This is a genomic window from Morganella sp. Je.2.23 (genome assembly GCF_051129855.1).
Taxonomy (GTDB): Bacteria; Pseudomonadota; Gammaproteobacteria; order Enterobacterales; family Enterobacteriaceae; genus Morganella; species Morganella sibonii.
The window spans coordinates 336,342-353,093 of sequence record NZ_JBCPSQ010000003.1; the positions used below are offsets into that span (position 1 = coordinate 336,342).

The window sequence follows — 16,752 nt, forward strand, 5'->3', positions numbered from 1 at the left end:
TGCCGTACTGTTCTGTCAGTTGGTTAATCAATCCGCTGTGTTATTATTGATGCGTCTGCCCGCCAAACCGATTGGCGGAATAATAAATACACAGGGAATTCAGTATGTTGATGAATGTGTTACGTGCACTGCTCCGCGGATTATTCCGCATTCGTGTTACCGGTGACCTGAGTAATCTTAATCAACCGCGAAGTGTTATCACCCCGAACCATGCCTCTTTTATTGATGGTGTTCTGCTGGGATTATTCCTGCCGACCCGGCCGGTGTTCGCGATGTACACTAACTACGCCACACCATTTTTTATCCGCTGTTTAAAACCTATCGCTGATATTATCCCTGTGGATCCGCGCAATCCGCTGGCACTGCGGCATTTGATCCGTGAAGTGGAAAAAGGGCGTCAGATAGTGATCTTCCCGGAAGGGCGGGTGACTATCACGGATTCCCTGATGAAAATCTATGACGGTGCTGCTTTTATTGCCGCCAAAACAGGGGCAAAAGTCATCCCGGTGCGCATTGACGGTGCGGAACTGACGTTTTTCAGCCGGATGCGCAAAGTGATCAAAAGTCACGTTTTCCCGGCCATCACCATTCATGTTCTGCCACCGGAAGTGATCCCGATGCCGGAAGCTCCCCGTGCCGCAGAGCGCCGCCGTCTGGCAGGGGAACATCTGCGCGATATCATGATGAACGCGCGCATGGCATGCCGCCCGTCACTGACGCTGCCGCAGGCGTTTCTCGGCGCGGTAAAACGCTACGGGCGTTTTCAGCGGATCATTGATGATATTAATTTCAGCGAGGACAGTTATCAGGGGCTGCTGAAAAAATCCCTCGGACTGAGCTGCATTATCAGCCACTATACCAAAGAGGGGGAACGTACCGGTTTCCTGCTGCCGAATGCCACGGTGATGGCCGCGGCGATCCTCGGTGCCTCCATGCGCCGCCGTATTCCGGCGCTGCTCAACTACACGGCGGGTGTCGCCGGGTTGCGTAATGCCATGAAAGCGGCCGGTATCACTACCATCATCACCTCACGTCAGTTTCTGGAAAAGGGCAAACTGACACATCTGCCGGAACAACTGACAGAAGCCAACTGGGTTTATCTGGAAGAGGCAAAAGCATCCGTTACCCTGAAAGATAAACTGTGGGTGATGCGCCATCTGATTACGCCGCAGGCGGCACTGCTGCCGCAGAAACCGGAAGATGATGCCATTATTCTCTTTACCTCCGGTTCGGAAGGCACACCAAAAGGCGTGGTACACAGCCACGACTCTCTGCTGGCTAACGTGGAACAGATTAAAACTGTTGCGGATTTCACGCCGAAAGACCGGTTTATGTCAGCACTGCCGCTGTTTCACGCTTTCGGTCTGACCGCCGGACTGTTTACGCCGCTGTTGTGCGGCAGCCGTATCTTCCTCTATCCGAGCCCGCTGCATTACCGCATGGTGCCGGAACTGACCTATGATCAGAACTGTACAGTGATTTTCGGTACTTCCACCTTCCTCGCCAACTATGCCCGCTTTGCGCATCCGTATGATTTTGCCCGTGTCCGCTATGCGGTGGCCGGGGCAGAAAAACTGGCGGAAGGCACCAAACAGGCCTGGCAGGATAAATTTGGCCTGCGCATCCTGGAAGGCTACGGGGTGACAGAGTGTGCACCGGTTATTTCCATCAACGTGCCGATGGCGGCCCGCACCGGCACGGTCGGACGGCTGGTACCGGGAATGGAATCACGTCTTCTGCCGGTCGCCGGGATTGATAATGGCGGACTGTTGCAGGTTCGCGGCCCGAATGTCATGAAAGGGTATCTGCGGGTGGAAAAACCGGGGCATACTGAGCCGCCGTCAGCGGAAAACGCGCAGGGTGAGGCGCAGCCCGGCTGGTATGACACCGGCGATATCGTCACGGTGGATAAAGACGGATTCATTACCATCCGCGGGCGGGTGAAGCGGTTTGCCAAACTGGCCGGTGAAATGATCTCACTGGAGAGCGTTGAACAACTGGCACTGAGTGTCTCGCCGGATAAACTGCATGCGGTGGTGACAAAACCGGATGCAAAACGCGGCGAAGCGCTGGTGATGTTTACCACAGACAGCGAACTGGATCGTGCACAACTGATGGCACAGGCAAAAGCAAAAGGATTGCCGGAACTGGCTGTCCCGCGTGATATCCGTTATATCAGACAACTGCCGGTACTCGGCAGCGGTAAACCGGACTTCGTCACACTGAAGCAGCAGGCATTACAGGAGCCGCAGATATGACAGCATCTGCCCCGTTACTGAACAAAGGCATGAAAGCGGTACTGATTTCGCAGTTTATTACTGCGTTTGCGGATAACGCGATTCTGTTTGCTATCCTTGCTCAGCTCAGCGCCCGGCACTATCCGGAGTGGAGCCAGCCGATGCTGCAAATGGTGTTTGTGCTGACCTTTATTGTACTGGCGCCGTTTGTCGGACAGATTGCTGACAGCTTCCCGAAAGGGCGGGTTATGCTGCTGTCGAACGGCTGTAAGCTGATCGGTGCGGTGGTGATCTGCCTCGGCGCAGACCCGTTCCTGGGATACGGGCTGATAGGGGTGGGTGCTGCCGCGTATTCCCCGGCAAAATACGGGATACTCGGTGAACTGACGACCGGTGAACAGCTGGTAAAAGCCAACGGGCTGATTGAAGCCTCGACCATTGTGGCGATCCTGCTGGGATCAGTAACCGGCGGTTTCCTGTCTGATTACCATATTATGATGGCGCTGATTTTATGCACGGTGATGTACGGACTGGCGGCGCTGACCAATCTCAGTATTCCGCGCCTGCCCCCGGCAAAAACCGGGCTGAGCCGTAACCCGCGCACGATGATGAGCACTTTTTTCCGTGCCACGGTATCGTTGTGGAAAAATCAGGAAAGCCGTTTTTCCCTGACCGGTACCAGTCTGTTCTGGGGAGCGGGGGTGACACTGCGGCTGATGCTGGTATTGTGGGTACCGGCGGCACTGGGGATCACCGGTCAGACCATGCCGACACTCCTTAATGCGATGGTGGCTGTCGGAATTGTGGCCGGAGCCGGTCTGGCGGCCCGCTTTATTACCCTGGAAACGGTACGCCGTTGTATGCCGGCCGGGATTCTGATCGGCGTGATGGTGATTATATTCACCTTTCAGACTTCGGTGATACCGGCCAATATCACGCTGATTCTGCTCGGCGTATTCGGCGGCCTGTTTGTGGTGCCGCTCAATGCGCTGCTGCAAAAGCGCGGCAAAGAGACGGTCGGGGCGGGTAACGCCATTGCGGTACAGAATATGGGGGAAAACGGCGCGATGCTGCTGATGCTGGGGCTGTATTCCCTGGCGGTCAAAGCCGGTGTGCCGGTAGTGGTGATCGGTGCGGCGTTCGGCAGCCTGTTTGCCCTCGCGATCGGCGGGTTATGGCTCTGGGATATCCGCCGCAAAAAACAGATTTCATAACAGGAGTGACAGATGCATGATGAACAGGCTCTGACCCGGCGCAGTACAGAACTGGGGCATTATCTCCTTGAGGCCGGCCTGAGTGTTACAGCGGCAGAATCCTGCACCGGCGGATGGATTGCCAAGGTGATCACGGATATCGCGGGCAGTTCGGCGTATTTTCAGCGCGGGTTTGTCACCTACAGTAATGATGCCAAACACAGTATGATCGGGGTATCAGAACAATCATTATCTGTCTTTGGTGCGGTCAGTGAGGCAGTGGTGCGGGAAATGGCCGCCGGGGCGCTGGATACCGCAGGTGCGGATCTGGCTGTCTCGGTCAGCGGCATTGCCGGGCCGGATGGCGGCAGCGATGAAAAGCCGGTGGGAACCGTCTGGTTCGGCTGGGCGTGGCGTGAAAAAGCAGAGATAAAAACCGCTGCCCGCTGCTGGTGTTTTCCGGGCGATCGCAATGCGGTACGCTGTCAGGCGGTGCTGAAAGGGCTCGGCGGATTAATTGCAATTCTGACAAAAAAATCGCTTGATACTGTATGACTATACAGTATAATCACTTCAACAGATTCAGTTGAAACCATTTTAATAACCCGGGGGCACTGTCTCAGGGGCTGAGAAGGGAGTTTACATGGCTATTGATGAGAACAAACAGAAAGCACTGGCAGCAGCCTTAGGTCAGATCGAGAAGCAGTTCGGTAAAGGTTCAATCATGCGTCTGGGCGAAGACCGTTCCATGGACGTGGAAACCATCTCAACCGGCTCTCTGGCACTGGACGTTGCACTGGGTGCAGGTGGTCTGCCGCTGGGTCGTATTGTTGAAATCTACGGGCCTGAATCTTCCGGTAAAACCACGCTGACGTTACAGGTCATCGCGGCTGCACAGCGTCAGGGTCGTGTGTGTGCGTTTATCGATGCGGAACACGCACTGGATCCGGTCTATGCCAAGAAACTGGGTGTGGATATTGATAACCTGCTGTGCTCCCAGCCGGACACAGGTGAGCAGGCACTGGAAATCTGTGATGCCTTAACCCGCTCCGGTGCGGTTGATGTCATCATTGTTGACTCCGTGGCCGCACTGACACCAAAAGCTGAAATCGAAGGTGAAATCGGTGATTCTCACATGGGTCTGGCAGCACGTATGATGAGCCAGGCAATGCGTAAACTGGCCGGTAACCTGAAAAACTCTAACACCCTGCTGATCTTCATCAACCAGATCCGTATGAAGATTGGTGTGATGTTCGGTAACCCGGAAACTACCACCGGGGGTAACGCACTGAAATTCTATGCGTCTGTTCGTCTGGATATCCGCCGTATCGGCGCAGTGAAAAACGGCGATGAAGTGGTCGGCAGCGAAACCCGCGTGAAAGTAGTGAAAAACAAAGTGGCTGCACCGTTCAAACAGGCTGAGTTCCAGATCATGTACGGTGAAGGTATCAACACCATGGGCGAACTGATCGACCTGGGTGTGAAACATAAACTGGTTGAGAAAGCCGGTGCATGGTACAGCTACAACGGTGAAAAAATCGGTCAGGGTAAGGCAAACGCTACTATCTACCTGAAAGAACATCCGGAAATGGCCGATGAACTGGACAAAAAATTACGTGAGTTATTACTGAACCATTCCGGTGAATTCAGTACCGCAGCAGAAAGTTTCAATGAAGAAAGTGAAACTGAAGACGCAGGCAACGAAGAGTTTTAATTCACAGAATTACACGAATTTAAGAATTTACAGTAATAAAATCATTGAGTTATTTCGAAAGCTGTATCCGTGTCGGGTACGGCTTTCTTTTTGTCTGCGTATAACAGCCTGCCTTTGTCTCCCGCTATGTGTTCCTGATACAGAAACTGCGCTCCCGGCCGGATGAGCGTCGTTTGTGCGAACAGACTTTCAGAAAAAGTTTATTCGCTTTACAATGGGTACAGCGAATGGATTTATCTGGGAATTAATGTTCAAGGGAAACCCTTAAATTTCTCTCCGCCTTGATTGATCCGAAGGTTGAATCGGAGCGGCTTCACAGTCTGTTTCGCATTTCATAAATCTTATTATTTCAGCTTGATTTCGGGATAAATATGAGCAAAAGCACCGCTGAGATCCGTCAAGCGTTTCTCGACTTTTTCCATACAAAAGGACATCAGATTGTCCAGAGCAGTTCGCTGGTTCCAAACAACGACCCAACGCTGCTTTTTACTAATGCAGGGATGAACCAATTCAAAGATGTTTTCCTGGGCCTGGATAAACGTTCTTACACCCGTGCCACCACAGCGCAGCGCTGTGTCCGCGCCGGTGGTAAGCACAACGACCTGGAAAACGTCGGCTATACTGCACGTCACCACACCTTCTTTGAAATGCTGGGTAACTTCAGCTTCGGCGATTACTTCAAACACGATGCCATTAATTTCGCCTGGGAACTGCTGACCGGCAAAGAATGGTTTAACCTGCCGAAAGACAAGCTGTGGGTAACCGTCTATGCCACCGATGACGAAGCGTACAACATCTGGAAAGATGAAGTCGGTGTGCCGGCTGAACGCATTATCCGCATCGGTGATAACAAAGGCGCCCAATACGCCTCTGACAACTTCTGGCAGATGGGCGATACCGGCCCGTGCGGTCCGTGTACTGAAATTTTCTTTGACCACGGCGACCACATCTGGGGCGGTCCTCCGGGATCACCGGAAGAAGACGGCGACCGTTATATCGAGATCTGGAACATCGTCTTTATGCAGTTCAACCGTCAGTCTGACGGTACATTAGAGCCGCTGCCGAAGCCATCTGTTGATACCGGTATGGGCCTGGAGCGTATTACAGCTGTTCTCCAGCACGTCAACTCCAACTATGACATCGACCTGTTCCGTAAACTGATCGCTGATGTGGCGAAAGTGACCGGCGCTGAAGACCTGACCAGCAAATCACTGCGGGTGATCGCCGACCATATCCGCTCTTGTGCCTTCCTGATTTGCGACGGTGTTATTCCGTCCAATGAAGGCCGCGGTTACGTGCTGCGCCGTATCATCCGTCGTGCTGTCCGTCATGGTTACATGCTCGGCGCAAAAGACACCTTCTTCTATAAACTGGTTGCTCCGCTGATCGACGTGATGGAGTCTGCCGGTGAAGAGCTGGCCCGCCAGCGTGTGATGGTTGAGAAAGTACTGAAGTCAGAAGAAGAGCAGTTTGCCCGTACGCTGGAACGTGGTCTGCAACTGCTGGATGATGAATTAGCCTCACTGACCGGGGATACCCTGAGCGGTGAAGCCGCATTCCGTCTTTATGACACCTATGGTTTCCCGCTGGATCTGACCGCAGACGTCTGCCGCGAACGTAACCTGAAAGTGGACGAAGCCGGTTTTGAAGCGGCAATGGAAGAACAGCGCCGCCGTGCCCGTGAAAACAGCGGCTTCGGTGCTGACTACAACAGCCTTATCAAAGTCGACAAACGCAGTGATTTCTCCGGTTATGACCACAATGAGCAGACGGCAACGATTGTTGCGCTGTACAAAGAAGGTCAGCCGGTCACAGAGCTGAACGCCGGTGATGAAGGTCTGGTGATCCTGGATAAAACCGCATTTTACGCGGAATCCGGCGGCCAGGTCGGTGATACCGGTGTGCTGTCCGGCAACGATGCACAGTTCAGCGTTCTGGATACGCAGAAATACGGCCAGGCGATCGGCCATGCCGGTCGTGTGGTGAGCGGTAAACTGACTGTGAACCACAAAATTACGGCGAAAATTGATGAAGAGCGCCGTAACGCCATCCGTCTGAACCACTCGGCAACGCACCTGATGCATGCCGCACTGCGTCAGGTTCTGGGTGAGCATGTGTCACAGAAAGGCTCGCTGGTAAATGATAAATATCTGCGTTTTGACTTCTCTCATTTTGAAGCCATGACACCGGCACAAATCCGGGAAGTGGAAGCACTGGTCAACGCCGAAATCCGTAAAAATGAGCCGGTTGTGACTGAGCTGATGGATCTGGAAGACGCGAAAGCCAAGGGTGCGATGGCACTGTTTGGTGAAAAATACGATGAACGTGTCCGTGTACTGAGCATGGGCGACTTCTCAACCGAGCTGTGCGGCGGTACTCACGCTGCGCGCACCGGTGATATCGGTCTGTTCCGTATTGTCAGCGAATCCGCCACAGCGGCCGGTATCCGCCGTATTGAAGCGGTCACCGGTATCGGCGCACTGGAAAGCGTGAATCAGCAGTCTGATGCACTGACTTCCGTGGCACAGCTGGTGAAAAGTGATGAAGCTGGTGTGAGCGAGAAAGTAAAAGCCGCACTGGATAAAATCCGCAGTCTGGAAAAAGAGTTACAGCAACTCAAAGAACAGCAGGCTGCGCAGGAAAGTTCCTCCATGACCAAAGATGCCGTTTCAGTGAACGGTGTTAAACTTCTGGTGAAACAACTGACTAACGCCGAACCTAAAATGCTGCGGACGATGGTTGATGATCTAAAAAATCAATTAAGCTCTGGAATTATTGTGCTTTCAACTATCAGTGATGATAAAGTTAGTCTCATTGCAGGTGTAACAAAAGATCTGACCGGCAAAGTCAAAGCCGGCGAACTGGTTGCCTTTATTGCTGAACAAATCGGTGGTAAAGGAGGCGGTCGTCCGGATATGGCTCAAGCCGGCGGGACAGATACCGCTGCTTTACCTGCTGCGATGGCAAGCGTTGAAAGCTGGGTGGCATCTCACCTGTAATCGGAGTATATCTGAACAGGGGCGCGCTCCGGCGTGCTCCTGATATTGGTGATAACGTCTTTGTATCACTAACGTTAGGTCGCAATTTTTAACTACACTAAATATTGCAATGTGTATAAAACTACATATAGTTTACAAATAATCATTGCTATACGCTTTCACGGTGTTGGATGGATAATGGCGGGTAAACTCAGTGGCCCGACTCTTTTAATATTTCAAGGAGCAAAGAATGCTTATTCTGACTCGTCGAGTTGGTGAAACACTCATGATAGGCGATGAGGTAACAGTGACTGTACTGGGTGTTAAAGGAAACCAGGTACGAATTGGTGTCAACGCCCCAAAAGAGGTTTCTGTTCACCGTGAAGAAATTTACCAGCGGATCCAGGCTGAAAAATCTCAACCCAATAATAATAACTATTAAGTTGTGAGGCGCGCTCGTTACCGCGACGGGCGCCTTCTTCTTTCCTTCCTGCCGCTATTATCCCGGTTCTTCACTTTTTTTCCTGCAAAAATCGCCCGTCATTCTGTTACTTTCTCTTTTGCTGCCACATTTTTTCTGCACTGCTGCGTGATGCAGACGGGATTCATGCCGCCGGAAAAACGCACGTATCGTTGTGAAAATCAACATAGTGCGCGGTAATTGTGCAAACGATCGTGAGATCTTAAAAAGTTGGGAAAAATTGTTTGACTTCTCAGTGGGGGAAAGTAATATGTGCGCCACACGACGACGAGATGACGGAAACGAAATTCATCGTTGTGTGGTCTGAAACAATGGTGAGATGGCCGAGAGGCTGAAGGCGCTCCCCTGCTAAGGGAGTATGCGGTCAAAAGCTGCATCGAGGGTTCGAATCCCTCTCTCACCGCCATTCAGATTGCACCCGTAGCTCAGCTGGATAGAGTACCCGGCTACGAACCGGGCGGTCAGAGGTTCGAATCCTCTCGGGTGCACCATTTAAACCCCACGATACTGTCATGGGGTTTTTATTTTGGCAAAAGAAAATGCTAAAATAAAAAAATCAGTTCTGAAAAGATGTTTTAAGGTACGCACCCGTAGCTCAGCTGGATAGAGTACCCGGCTACGAACCGGGCGGTCAGAGGTTCGAATCCTCTCGGGTGCACCATCTTATCACTTTATTTCAAAACTGATTTCCGGTAACAGAATTAGTATGCGATGCACCCGTAGCTCAGCTGGATAGAGTACCCGGCTACGAACCGGGCGGTCAGAGGTTCGAATCCTCTCGGGTGCACCATCTTCCTCTCTTATCCCATATTCAGCACCCGTAGCTCAGCTGGATAGAGTACCCGGCTACGAACCGGGCGGTCAGAGGTTCGAATCCTCTCGGGTGCACCATATAAAAACCCCGCTCTTTGAGCGGGGTTTTTCTTTTTCCGTTTTTCCCGTCACTGAATCGAATCCGTTTTTACGTCATACTCCTTATCTGAAGTACAGATGCTTCTGAAACTGATCGTACAGCAATGACGTGTAAGAGGGATAATGTATTGTAACGGCAGTCGTTTCTGCTGTTCCGTTTGTGTGGGGCAGGGCTGAATCACAGCGACAATAACCCGGCTTTGCGATAAAGTATCCCCCTTATGAATAATATCCATAATCAGGACGGGAGGTCGATTTGATCCCGGATGTATCTAAAGCGCTCTCATGGTTAGAGACGCACCCCCGGATTTTAAAAGGCATCAACCGCGGTATTGAGCGCGAAACACTGCGTATCACGCCGGATGGTGCACTGGCACGCACCGGTCACCCGGAAGCGCTGGGAAAATCATTAACGCATAAGTGGATCACCACAGACTTTGCAGAGTCACTGCTGGAGTTTATTACGCCGGTGGATTCACGTATTGATTACACCGTGAAATTTCTGCGGGATGTGCACCGTTACACTGCGCGTCACCTGAACAATGAACGAATGTGGCCGCTGAGCATGCCATGCTTCATTGATTCTGAAGAGCATATCGAACTGGCGCAGTTCGGCACATCTAACGCCGGGCGTTTCAAGACGCTGTACCGTGAAGGGCTGAAAAACCGTTATGGTGCGCTGATGCAGACCATTTCCGGTGTCCACTATAACTTCTCTCTGCCGATGGAATTCTGGCAGGCGTGGAGTGGTATCAGTGATGCGCAAAGCGGTAAGGATAAAATCTCTGACGGTTATTTCCGCCTGATCCGTAACTATTACCGTTTCGGCTGGGTGATCCCGTTCCTGTTTGGCGCCTCTCCGGCAATTTGCAGTTCGTTCCTGCGCGGCCGCAAAACCAATCTGCCGTTTGAAAAGCTGCCGACAGGGGCATTATACCTGCCGTATGCCACGTCACTGCGTTTAAGTGACCTTGGCTATACCAGCAAGTCACAAAGTGATCTGAACATCACCTTCAACCATCTGGACACGTATGTCGCCGGACTGAAGAATGCGATTCAGATCCCGTCTGAGGAATTTGCGGCGCTGGGATTAACCAAAGATGGCAAACACCTTCAGATTAACGCCAACGTATTGCAGATTGAAAACGAGTTCTATGCGCCAATCCGTCCGAAGCGTGTGCAGAAAGGTGATGAATCACCGTCTGACGCCTTACAGCGCGGCGGGGTGGAGTATATCGAAGTCCGTGCCCTGGATATCAACCCGTTCTCTGCCACTGGTGTCGATGAAACACAAATCCGTTTCCTCGACCTGTTCCTCATCTGGTGTGTGCTGGCAGATGCGCCGGAAATGAGTGCGGATGAGCTGGCGTGTGCCCGCCATAACTGGAATCGTGTGATTCTGGAAGGGCGTAAACCGGGACAGGAAATCGGTATCGGCTGTGGTCGTGAAAAACAACCCTTGCAAAAAGTGGGTCACGCACTGTTTAATGATCTCCTGCGTGTTGCCGATGTGTTAGATACCTGCTCAGGCACACAGTATCGCGAAGTGTGCGAAGCACTGAAAGCACAGTTTGATGATCCGGAACTGACGTTCTCGGGCCGGATGCTGGCACTGATAAAAGAAGCAGGTATCGGAAGTTACGGGCTGGCCCTGGCAGATCGGTATCATGAAGAACTGACTCACGAGCCGTATGACGTGATCAGTGAAGCAGACTTTGCTGAACAATGGCAGGCTTCTGTCGATAAACAAAAAGCGATGGAAGAGAGTGATACGATAAGTTTTGATGAGTATCTGGCGCTGCACGGCGGTCGCTGATTTCTGACAGATAAGAAAATGGCCACAATCAATGTGGCCAAAAAAAATCTCTCAGAGAATAGGGATGATAACAATTTGCGCGTCTTTCAATACATCAGACCAGCGTATTCAGAAAAAGTTTCATTCGTTCGGCATTTTTTATAAAAAAAGAGGAGCGGGAATTATGCCTTTGCTGGATAGTTTTTTAGTTGACCACACACGCATGGCGGCACCTGCGGTACGCGTAGCGAAAACCATGACTACCCCGGGTGGTGATACCATCACTGTTTTCGATCTGCGTTTTTGTGTTCCTAATGAAGAGATTTTACCGGAAAGAGGAACGCATACACTGGAACATCTGTTCGCCGGTTTTATGCGTAATCATTTAAACGGCAATGGTGTTGAAATCATTGATATCTCGCCGATGGGCTGCCGTACCGGATTCTATATGAGTCTGATTGGTTCACCGTCAGAAACCCGAGTTGCACAGGCATGGAAAGATGCAATGGCGGATATCCTGACTGTCAAAGATCAGGCGAAGATCCCGGAACTGAATCTGTATCAGTGCGGGACATACCAGATGCATTCACTGGATGAAGCACATCAGATTGCGAAAAACATCATTGAGCGCGATGTCCGCGTCAATAAAAATGATGATTTGCTGTTATCTGATGAAGAGCTGGAAAAACTGCATCCGTAATTTTTCAGCCCGGATACAAAAAAACCTGCGGCAGCAATGCACGCAGGTTTTTTTATGGTGACTGTCTGCCGTCAGATATCAGCGGCGATATCGGCACCGGCCGGTTTCAGGGGTAATAATTTCACGGTTTTAATCACGTTCTCACCGATGGCAATGACTTCAAACTGATAATGCCCGATAGTGACCAGGGTATTGAGTGTCGGAATGTCGCCGAGTTCTTCCAGCAGAAGACCGTTGATGGTGCGGGCACCTTCTTCCGGCAGGGCGAGGTTCAGGGCTTTATTGATTTCGCGGATATTGGCAGAACCTTCAATCAGCAGTGAGCCGTCAGGCTGCCGGGTGACTTCTTCCGCCAGTGACGGTGACATGGAGGTGGTGAAATCACCGACAATCTCTTCCAGGATATCCTCCACGGAGATAAGCCCCTGAATATCACCGTATTCATCCACGATCAGCCCGACTTTCTCATTATTGCGCTGGAAATTGACCAGTTGCAGGTTCAGCGGTGTGCTGTCCGGCACAAAATAGACTTTATCGGCCGCCTTGATAAGCATTTGTTTGGTGAATTCCTGCTTCTCAATCATCAGGCGGTAAGCCTCACGGACCCGCAGCATACCGATAGCATCATCGAGAGAATCGCGGTAGAGCACAATCCGGCCGTGCGGTGAGTGTGTCAGCTGGCGCAGAATCGATTTCCAGTCATCATTGATATCAATCCCGAAGATTTCGGTACGCGGCACCATAATTTCATCCACACTGACTTTATCCAGATCGAGGATAGAAATCAGCATGTCCTGGTTGCGGCGGGACAGTTTGCCTTTTGATTCATTAACGATGGTTTTAAGTTCTTCTTTTGATACCGCATCACTGCGGATCACCGTACCGCGGATACCGATACAGCGCATCAGAATCAGCGTTATCGCATTAAATGCCCAGACGATCGGCAGACAGATTTTTGCCAGCGGACGCAGCAGGAAGCTGCTCGGAAACGCCACCTGCTGAGGGTAAAGTGCCGCAATAGTTTTCGGCATGACCTCGGCAAAGATAAGGATAACAAAGGTCAGCACACCCGTGGCGATGGCTACGCCGGCATTACCGTACAGACGCATACCGACAATTGTACCCAGTGCGGAGGCAACAATATTGACCAGGTTATTGCCGATAAGAATGAGGCTCAGCAGGCGATCCGGTTTCTCCAGCAGCCGCTCGACACGGCGGGCAGACCGGTTTCCCTGTTTGGCCTGATGGCGCAGCCGGTAGCGGTTGATGGTCATCATCCCGGTTTCGGATGCGGAAAAGTACGCCGAAATTATTACCAGTAAAATAAGAATAATAATCAGCGTGCTTGTTGATACGTGCTCCACAGCGGTGTTCCTTTCTTTTGTGATGAGCGGAAACGGGGGTTACTGATGCGGTTATGCATACAGCATCAGTTCCTGAAACAGGCGGTGCCCGAAAAATGCAAGAGTGAGGATAAAGGCGCCGGCAAAGTTGAACCAGATAACGCGTTTACCGCGCCAGCCTTCGTGATAGTGCCCCCACAGCAGCACAATGTAGACACACCAGGCGACCATCGACAGTAATGATTTATGAATATTATCTTTATCAAAGATGTTATCCATGAACACAATACCGGTGGCGAGTGTCAGTGTCAGCAGAATCACGCCGACCTGCGTGATATGAAACATTTTACGCTCGATAACCATTAATGGCGGCATATCCGGCGTAAACTTAAGACGTTTATTTTTCAGCTGATGATCCATCCAGCCGAGCTGCATGGCGTACAGTGCTGCAATAATCAGTGTCGCGAAACTGAGCAGCGCCAGCCCGATATGCACAAACAGCGGTACGCTGGCCTGCAAATGGGTGATAAACTCGCCCGGCATCAGGGTGGCCAGAATCAGATTGACCATCGAGAAGCTGTATACAATCGGGATAAGGAACCATGCCCGGCCCTGAAAAGCGACAATCGTCATAATGACGGACACCAGCAGGCTGACCACCGACCCGAGATTCAGCAGTGTCAGGTTCTGACCAACGCCCTGAAAAATCTGTGATTTAATCGCCGCACCATGACATATCAGGGCGATAACCGCGAAGATAAGCGCCAGTTTCCGGTAGCCGCGCTGATAGCGGAGCACGCCCGGCATCAGAAGTACCAGACTTAACAGATAAGCGCTAATTGCAACAACAGAGATTTCAGGCATGGTTTTGTGATTATTCAGTCAGTAAGATGAAACAAAATTCATACGTCAGTATACCGCAGCCCGCAGATCACTCCAATGATTACACGATACTTTACGTAAATCGGTTCGCTGATTTGCTGCCGTGCGTGTTATAATCCCGGTTATCTTTCCTATTTTTAGCTCAGTTTTGGCAGAGTCGATGACATGTTTGATAATTTAACTGACAGACTTTCGCGCACCTTGCGCAATATCAGTGGTCGCGGACGACTGACGGAAGACAATATTAAAGAAACGCTGCGCGAAGTGCGTATGGCGCTTCTGGAAGCCGATGTTGCCCTGCCGGTGGTACGGGATTTCATCAGCCGCGTCAAAGAGCGTGCCGTCGGCCATGAGGTGAACAAAAGCCTGACGCCGGGGCAGGAGTTCGTCAAAATCGTTCAGGGCGAACTGGTTGCGGCGATGGGCGAGGAAAACAACGCCCTTGATCTCTCGGCCCAGCCGCCTGCTGTGGTGCTGATGGCCGGTCTGCAGGGTGCGGGTAAAACCACCAGTGTGGCGAAGCTCGGTAAACTGCTGAAAGAAAAACATAAGAAAAAAGTACTGGTTGTCTCTGCGGACGTTTACCGTCCGGCGGCGATTAAACAGTTACAGACACTGGCAGAGACCGTGGGAATTGAATTCTTCCCGTCTGATGTGTCAGAGAAGCCAATTGATATCGCTAAGAAAGCGCTGAAACATGCGCAACTGCAATTCTTTGATGTCCTGCTGGTGGATACCGCGGGTCGTCTGCATGTCGATGAAGGCATGATGGGTGAAATCAAAGAGCTGCATGCGGCGATTAACCCGGTCGAAACCCTGTTCGTCGTGGATGCCATGACCGGTCAGGATGCGGCAAACACCGCCAAAGCCTTCAACGAAGCCCTGCCGCTGACCGGTGTGGTGCTGACTAAAGTCGATGGTGATGCGCGCGGCGGTGCGGCGCTGTCTATCCGCCATATCACCGGTAAACCGATTAAATTCCTGGGTGTCGGCGAAAAAACCGATGCACTGGAGCCGTTCCATCCGGATCGCGTAGCTTCGCGTATTCTGGGTATGGGCGATGTGCTGTCTCTGATTGAAGAAATCGAGAGCAAAGTTGACCGCGATCAGGCGGAAAAACTGGCCTCAAAACTGAAAAAAGGCGACGGGTTTGATCTCAACGACTTCCTGGAACAGCTGAAGCAGATGCGCAATATGGGCGGTATGGCCGGGATGCTGACCAAACTGCCGGGCATGTCTCAGGTGCCGGATGCGGTGAAATCGCAGATGGATGACAGCGTGCTGACCAAAATGGAAGCGATGATCAATTCCATGACCAAAAAAGAGCGCGTCAAACCGGAAATTATCAAAGGGTCCCGCAAACGCCGTATCGCGGCGGGTTCCGGGACTCAGGTGCAGGATGTCAACCGGCTGCTCAAGCAGTTCGATGATATGCAGCGCATGATGAAAAAGATGAAGAAAGGGGGCCTCGCGAAGATGATGCGGGGCATGAAAGGTATGATGCCGCCGGGTATGATGGGGCGGTAAAACAAAGAAAGTCACAAAGAATAATCACTTTGGATTGATTTTTTCGCCAAAGTGAGTAAACTTTTCGGGCTTTTTCTATGACAACCGGACGCCATTCCTCGATGGGGTCTGGTTGTTTGTCAATTCAATGAGGATGTTATGGTAACAATTCGTTTAGCTCGTGGCGGCGCAAAAAAGCGTCCGTTCTACCAAATCGTCGTAACCGACAGTCGTAATGCACGTGACGGTCGTTTCATCGAACGTATTGGTTTCTTCAACCCTATCGCTGCCGGTAAGGCTGAAACTCTGCGCTTAGATCTGGACCGTGTTGAACACTGGGTTGGTCTGGGTGCTACTGTCTCTGATCGTGTTGCTGTACTGATCAAAGACGCGAAGAAAGCAGCTTAATCTGTCACGGTGGCAACAATGAGCAAGCACACTAATCCGCAAGCCCCTGCTGATCCGATTGTACTCGGCAAACTGGGGTCCTCTTACGGTATTAAAGGGTGGCTCAGAGTGTTTTCTTCCACCGAAAATACTGAAAGTATTTTTGATTATCAACCGTGGTTTATTCAGCGTAACGGCGTGTGGCAACACATTGACCCGGAAGACTGGAAATCCCATAGCCAGGATATGATCGTCAAACTCAAAGGGGTTGACGACAGAGATGCGGCAAATGCGCTGACCAACGCGGAAATCGTGGTGGACAGTTCATTATTACCGGAATTAGACGGCGATGATTACTACTGGAAAGACCTGATGGGCTGCCGTGTAGTGACCACCGGCGGATATGATCTCGGCACCGTAACCGATTTAATGGAAACCGGGTCGAATGATGTTCTGGTGATTAAAGCAAATCTGAAAGATGCCTTCGGCATGAAAGAGCGGTTAGTACCGTATCTTGACGGGCAGGTTATCAGGAAAGTTGATCTCACTGAAAAACTGATTGAAGTTGAGTGGGATCCCGGTTTTTAAACCTCCGGTGATGGTTTTGTCATTAAGTGGGACACG

Annotated in this window: 13 protein-coding genes and 5 tRNA genes; 16 read left to right on the forward strand and 2 right to left on the reverse strand. The window is 51.4% G+C overall.

Features of this window, described 5'->3' with window-relative positions:
- The first annotated feature begins 104 nt into the window (after positions 1 to 104).
- The 13 genes from aas (at position 105) to luxS (ending at position 12,010) form a co-directional block, all read left to right on the forward strand.
- Positions 105 to 2,258 (forward strand): bifunctional acyl-ACP--phospholipid O-acyltransferase/long-chain-fatty-acid--ACP ligase, encoded by a 2,154-nt coding sequence (gene aas / locus AAZR23_RS13805; RefSeq protein ID WP_218427618.1) that lies wholly within the window; start codon positions 105 to 107, stop codon positions 2,256 to 2,258.
- Complete coding sequence (lplT, locus tag AAZR23_RS13810) at positions 2,255 to 3,451, forward strand: lysophospholipid transporter LplT (RefSeq protein WP_046895209.1); 1,197 nt, start codon at positions 2,255 to 2,257, stop codon at positions 3,449 to 3,451. Before aas ends, lplT begins: the two co-directional genes overlap by 4 nt.
- Positions 3,452 to 3,463: 12 nt before the next feature.
- Positions 3,464 to 3,985 (forward strand): nicotinamide-nucleotide amidase, encoded by a 522-nt coding sequence (pncC, locus tag AAZR23_RS13815; protein ID WP_112550334.1) that lies wholly within the window; start codon positions 3,464 to 3,466, stop codon positions 3,983 to 3,985.
- Between the two features lie 88 nt (positions 3,986 to 4,073).
- Positions 4,074 to 5,144: a recombinase RecA gene (gene recA, locus AAZR23_RS13820; RefSeq protein WP_004237869.1), complete on the forward strand. Its 1,071-nt coding sequence runs from the start codon at positions 4,074 to 4,076 to the stop codon at positions 5,142 to 5,144.
- Positions 5,145 to 5,515: 371 nt separating this feature from the next.
- Complete coding sequence (gene alaS / locus AAZR23_RS13825) at positions 5,516 to 8,143, forward strand: alanine--tRNA ligase (RefSeq protein WP_434693227.1); 2,628 nt, start codon at positions 5,516 to 5,518, stop codon at positions 8,141 to 8,143.
- A 229-nt stretch (positions 8,144 to 8,372) separates the two neighbouring features.
- Entirely contained in the window at positions 8,373 to 8,564 is a 192-nt protein-coding gene (csrA, locus tag AAZR23_RS13830) for a carbon storage regulator CsrA (protein ID WP_004237871.1), read from the forward strand.
- Between the two features lie 352 nt (positions 8,565 to 8,916).
- Positions 8,917 to 9,009, forward strand: a tRNA-Ser gene (locus AAZR23_RS13835).
- An 8-nt stretch (positions 9,010 to 9,017) separates the two neighbouring features.
- Positions 9,018 to 9,094: transfer RNA gene (locus AAZR23_RS13840), tRNA-Arg, on the forward strand.
- 93 nt (positions 9,095 to 9,187) lie between these two features.
- Positions 9,188 to 9,264 (forward strand) — tRNA-Arg (locus AAZR23_RS13845).
- 52 nt (positions 9,265 to 9,316) lie between these two features.
- Positions 9,317 to 9,393, forward strand: a tRNA-Arg gene (locus AAZR23_RS13850).
- Positions 9,394 to 9,417: 24 nt separating this feature from the next.
- Positions 9,418 to 9,494 (forward strand) — tRNA-Arg (locus AAZR23_RS13855).
- A gap of 277 nt (positions 9,495 to 9,771) precedes the next feature.
- On the forward strand, positions 9,772 to 11,331 hold the full coding sequence (gshA, locus tag AAZR23_RS13860; protein ID WP_434693230.1) for a glutamate--cysteine ligase: 1,560 nt from the start codon (positions 9,772 to 9,774) through the stop codon (positions 11,329 to 11,331).
- A gap of 163 nt (positions 11,332 to 11,494) precedes the next feature.
- Positions 11,495 to 12,010, forward strand: a complete 516-nt coding sequence (luxS, locus tag AAZR23_RS13865) for an S-ribosylhomocysteine lyase (protein WP_052926464.1) — start codon at positions 11,495 to 11,497, stop codon at positions 12,008 to 12,010.
- 71 nt (positions 12,011 to 12,081) lie between these two features.
- Here luxS and AAZR23_RS13870 read toward each other — a convergent pair whose 3' ends face one another.
- Together AAZR23_RS13870 and AAZR23_RS13875 are read right to left on the reverse strand one after the other, a co-directional pair.
- Positions 12,082 to 13,374 carry a CNNM domain-containing protein gene (locus AAZR23_RS13870; RefSeq protein WP_166707178.1) on the reverse strand — a complete coding sequence of 431 codons (1,293 nt, stop codon included), beginning with the start codon at positions 13,372 to 13,374 and terminating at the stop codon, positions 12,082 to 12,084.
- 51 nt (positions 13,375 to 13,425) lie between these two features.
- Positions 13,426 to 14,217 (reverse strand): cytochrome C assembly family protein, encoded by a 792-nt coding sequence (locus tag AAZR23_RS13875; protein ID WP_046895215.1) that lies wholly within the window; start codon positions 14,215 to 14,217, stop codon positions 13,426 to 13,428.
- A 183-nt stretch (positions 14,218 to 14,400) separates the two neighbouring features.
- Here AAZR23_RS13875 and ffh point away from each other — a divergent pair, with 183 nt between their 5' ends.
- From ffh to rimM, 3 genes are all read left to right on the forward strand, one after another.
- Positions 14,401 to 15,762 carry a signal recognition particle protein gene (gene ffh, locus AAZR23_RS13880; RefSeq protein ID WP_046895216.1) on the forward strand — a complete coding sequence of 454 codons (1,362 nt, stop codon included), beginning with the start codon at positions 14,401 to 14,403 and terminating at the stop codon, positions 15,760 to 15,762.
- Positions 15,763 to 15,900: 138 nt separating this feature from the next.
- Positions 15,901 to 16,149, forward strand: a complete 249-nt coding sequence (rpsP, locus tag AAZR23_RS13885) for a 30S ribosomal protein S16 (RefSeq protein WP_004237878.1) — start codon at positions 15,901 to 15,903, stop codon at positions 16,147 to 16,149.
- An 18-nt stretch (positions 16,150 to 16,167) separates the two neighbouring features.
- The gene (gene rimM / locus AAZR23_RS13890) at positions 16,168 to 16,716 is read left to right on the forward strand and encodes a ribosome maturation factor RimM (protein ID WP_107679615.1); all 549 of its coding nucleotides are present in this window, start codon (positions 16,168 to 16,170) and stop codon (positions 16,714 to 16,716) included.
- Positions 16,717 to 16,752 lie beyond the last annotated feature (36 nt).